Below are 3,607 nucleotides of genomic sequence, written 5' to 3'. Positions count from 1 at the left end.
AAAGGGCAAAATCCGATCACCTTGTTCTTTATAATGACCGCCGTAACGTTATGGATAAAGTACGCCATTAGTAATGAAACGGGAATGAGTATCCATCTTGAATCTGGTGGTTTGTTGCTCATCACGGGGATTGCGATGGGCAGTGGCTACGCGCTTTGGAACTACGCAATTATTGGCGGTAATATGGTGTTGCTCGCAACCTTGTCTTACTTTACACCTGTGCTGTCTACCGTTATTTCTTCCGTGATTCTTGGCCTAGTGCTCACCGATACGTTTTTGCAGGGGGTGGCGCTGGTGACGATAGGGTCATTGTTGTGCTGGTGGGTGACGAGGGAGAAAAAAGTGGCTTCGGTTGAACCACAGCCGTGTCAGGACTAAGGTTTACCAGCGGATCTCTATCGGTGTCCCTGTTTTCACTAGAGTGAGCAGTTCATCCATTTCTTCGTTAGTAATGGCGATGCAGCCGTTAGTCCAGTCAAAACTCTGTACAAATGTTGCGGGGCGCTGTTCCCCGTTTCTTAATCCATGAATCTTTATGTTTCCTCCAGGGTTGATATTGAGCTGCTCTGCATAGGCAATATCCCGTAGGTTGGGGTAGCTGATATGAATTGAGCGATAGAACTCCGAATCATCAAGCACGAAGTCGAGATAGTAGCGTCCTTCCGGTGTTCGATGATCCCCTTCCTGAGTTTTATGTCCCTTTGGATGCTTACCAAGGGCAATGCGAAATTCCCTAACTATCTGATCATTGTCGATCAGGTACATGCGGCGTTTGGATTTATCAACCTTGACCAAATCAACTTCTGCGATGGCTGCAAAGGTAAAAAATAACGTGCCCAACATCCCGATTGTTTTAGAGGCAGTCCTGTTCATTATTGAATTGTCCGCTTAAAACAGAAAGGCAGCTAAGAGGCTGCCTTTCGTGGCTAGATGATTAGATTAGGGAGAGATTGAAAATATATCTTGCTCCGCAAACCCCAGATTTTTAAACGCTTCTATCGCTTCATGACGACTGGACGCATCGACTTCAAATGAAGTCATTTGAGATCCATCAAAATAGAGGATCACATAATGAGTACTGGGATCTGGCTTTTCAATTGCCGACATCATTCCTCCAGTTATTCATTAGCGTAATGAATATAAAACCTGAACAATGCCTCTATCTTGACTGTGCTAAAGCTTCGCTAATCTTTCCTCTGGCTTCCCTGTTGCGCGAGGCATTTTGTCCACCTTGTTTATTAGTTTAAGCAATTTTGCAGCATTCCAGCCAGTTTCTTGCTGAGAAAAATGACACTTTTGCATTTCATCCAGTTCATTCTGGATCTCGTTAACAAGAGAAGGATCGTTAATTTGTGCTTCCGTCAGCCATTTTGAGGCGCTGTGCTGTGCTTTAAAATGGTCTCCTGCTTGCAAAGCCGCTATCAAAGCGTCACTTGATTTGAGGGGGACATTGATTTGCTTGTTATCTGACTCGATTGTTTGTGGACGCTTTGTTAGCCATAGCACAGTGGTAACTGCCCAAAGGAGGGCAAACAACCCGGTTAAATAGGGCCAGATACCAGGATCACTGACGGTGACCGTTTTAACGTCGGCTGGCGCTGTGTATGGAGAAGCCGGTACGGGAATGTTCAAGCTCTCACCAGGGCTCACATCCAGTGACAAACCGTCCAGACGCGCGGTTTTTTGTTGTTTGTTTTGGCTATCCCACCAGTTGAGATTAACTTCTGGTAGGTCAACCTTGCCCGTTTGTTGCGGAATGAGGACTTGTTTTAATGTCATACGAGTGAAGCCATTATCCAGTTGCGTGAACTGGGGCTTTTCTTCATAAACGCGAATACCTTGTGGGTAAGTGATTTTCAGATTGGGGAATCGGTCAGATGACAGCCCTTTGATATCGAGCGTCAATTCACGAGTAATTGAGTCTCCAACTTTGGCTTGAGGCGTCGAAGAGGAGGCGATGTTTTCTCCATCGGCCGACGTCCATGTTTGGGCTAAATTAAGCTCAGAGGTAGGTAGCCATACCCCCGTGTAGCCTGCTGGCTTGTCTTCTACTTTGATATCAAATGTTTTCGCAGGGGTATCCACGGAAATGAGCTTGGTCGTTCCTGTGCGGTCATTTCCGTACACAACGGAGCCTTTGAAAGCCGCGCTGGTGAGCGTGTATTCCCCCGGCTGGTCTGCCGTGATGAGGTAGTTCTGATCAAGTACCGTGACTTCTACGCCACCCAGCACACTCTGGTACTGATTCGGTTCGCCAATTTGAGTTAAGGTCAGACCGTCGACTCGTGGAGGAACCACATTTGGGTTTTGCAGTCGTCTAGGATCGGCCTTGATAATGAGACGAGTTTGTAATGACGCACTCTCATTGGGGTAGAGCGTTGTTTTATCCAGTGAGCTGCGCAGTTCAACGAGATCGGATACCTTAGGCTCATCTCTGTCCATCGTGACTTGAATCGCGATTGGTTTCGAGCTCGCACCATTGATGGTAAAAGCGGGAATCTTTGCCACGCCGAGAGTCTGAGCGGCTAGTGTTAAGTTCCACTCACTGCGTGTACTGCGATTGCCATTGACGATATTGATCGAAGATCCAAAGCTAGGTCGACCCACATAGAAGTCTTTGTCCAATCCGCTGAAATCAATATCGTCGGAAGACACTTTTTCGTCGACCACAACGCGAAGTTGAAAGACTTCGTTCTTGACGACTTTATTCTTGCTGACAGACGCCCAGACGTTAGTCGCCATCGCGGGTTGGCTGAGAAAAGATAACGCCAGTGCCAAGAAGCTAATCAGTTTCATTATTTGTCGATTCATAGTTACCACTTCTTACCTGTATTCTGCGGTGGTTGTTTTTGTTGAGCTTGCAACATCATCTGTGCTCGGAGTAAGCGGCTAGGGTCGCGCGCGCTTTCGACCTGTTCCAGTTTGCGAAGTGCAGGATCAATGTGTTCTAAATTTTGTTCCTGCTCTGCTGCGCTTTGTGGCGGAGTCGCGGTTTTGTTTTGCTGCTCTGGTGCTTGTTCCGGCTTTGGTGCGCCTTGCGGTTGTTTCTCCTGCTGTTGCTCTTGTTGTTGCTGATCAGAATTGGAACTCGAGGTTTGTTGCTTTTGTTGTTCGCCAGTCTCTTCCTGATTTTGTTCAGGGGTTTGAGAGGGCTGTTGATCAGATTGGTTGTCAGAGGATGGCTCATTTGACGAAGGATCTTGCTCAGATGGAGAAGAATTCTCTTGCGCTGATGAGCTGTCATCGCCAGACTTTTGTTGCTGTTGCTGTTGCTGTTGCTGTTGCTGTTGCTGTTGCTGTTGCTGGTGCTGTTGCTGTTGCTGTTGCTGTTGCTGTTGCTGTTGCTGCTGTCTGACAATATTCAGGTTGTGCTGTGCATCTTCGTGGTTTGGATCTTGCGTAAGCACATCCTCATAAAGACGAATCGCTTGATCAAACTCTCGGTTCTGAGCATAGGCGTTAGCGAGGTTGTATTTTCCGCGTAGAGTTTGTGAACCTTTAAGCGCATTGATAGCCGCAGGGAAATTGCCCGCCTGATATTGCGCAATGCCTTGCCACTCTTTGCTATCGAACAGATCAGCCGCTTGTTGATATTGCTCGGCATCAT

At 47.3% G+C, this 3,607-nt stretch carries 5 protein-coding genes; 1 reads left to right on the top strand and 4 read right to left on the bottom strand.

What is annotated here, in order from left to right; translation table 11 throughout:
• On the top strand, positions 1-378 hold a 378-nt coding region (locus HRU21_12080; protein ID NRA43028.1), incomplete at its 5' end, for an EamA family transporter.
• A 3-nt stretch (positions 379-381) separates the two neighbouring features.
• On the opposite strand, the gene HRU21_12075 is transcribed toward HRU21_12080, so the two are convergent.
• The 4 genes from HRU21_12075 to HRU21_12060 all read right to left on the bottom strand — a co-directional run.
• Entirely contained in the window at positions 382-843 is a 462-nt protein-coding gene (locus HRU21_12075; protein ID NRA43027.1) for a L,D-transpeptidase family protein, read from the bottom strand.
• 96 nt (positions 844-939) lie between these two features.
• Positions 940-1,107, bottom strand: coding sequence for a hypothetical protein (locus HRU21_12070; protein NRA43026.1), 168 nt, complete (start codon positions 1,105-1,107; stop codon positions 940-942).
• A gap of 66 nt (positions 1,108-1,173) precedes the next feature.
• Complete coding sequence (locus HRU21_12065; GenBank protein NRA43025.1) at positions 1,174-2,796, bottom strand: BatD family protein; 1,623 nt, start codon at positions 2,794-2,796, stop codon at positions 1,174-1,176.
• Between the two features lie 17 nt (positions 2,797-2,813).
• A partial coding sequence (locus tag HRU21_12060; protein NRA43024.1) for a tetratricopeptide repeat protein occupies positions 2,814-3,607 on the bottom strand: 794 nt, incomplete at its 5' end.

The organism is Pseudomonadales bacterium (assembly GCA_013215025.1).
Lineage (GTDB): Bacteria > Pseudomonadota > Gammaproteobacteria > Pseudomonadales > DT-91 > DT-91.
The sequence above is the reverse complement of the archived record's forward strand: the minus strand, read 5'-3'. Positions and strand labels throughout refer to the sequence as shown.

What these genes read in the sequence shown, in the direction of transcription:
- HRU21_12075 (NRA43027.1), bottom strand. Translation starts at nt 843, where the DNA reads ATGTTGGGCACGTTATTTTTTACCTTTGCAGCCATCGCAGAAGTTGAT.
- HRU21_12070 (NRA43026.1), bottom strand. Translation starts at nt 1,107, where the DNA reads ATGTCGGCAATTGAAAAGCCAGATCCCAGTACTCATTATGTGATCCTC.
- HRU21_12065 (NRA43025.1), bottom strand. Translation starts at nt 2,796, where the DNA reads ATGAAACTGATTAGCTTCTTGGCACTGGCGTTATCTTTTCTCAGCCAA.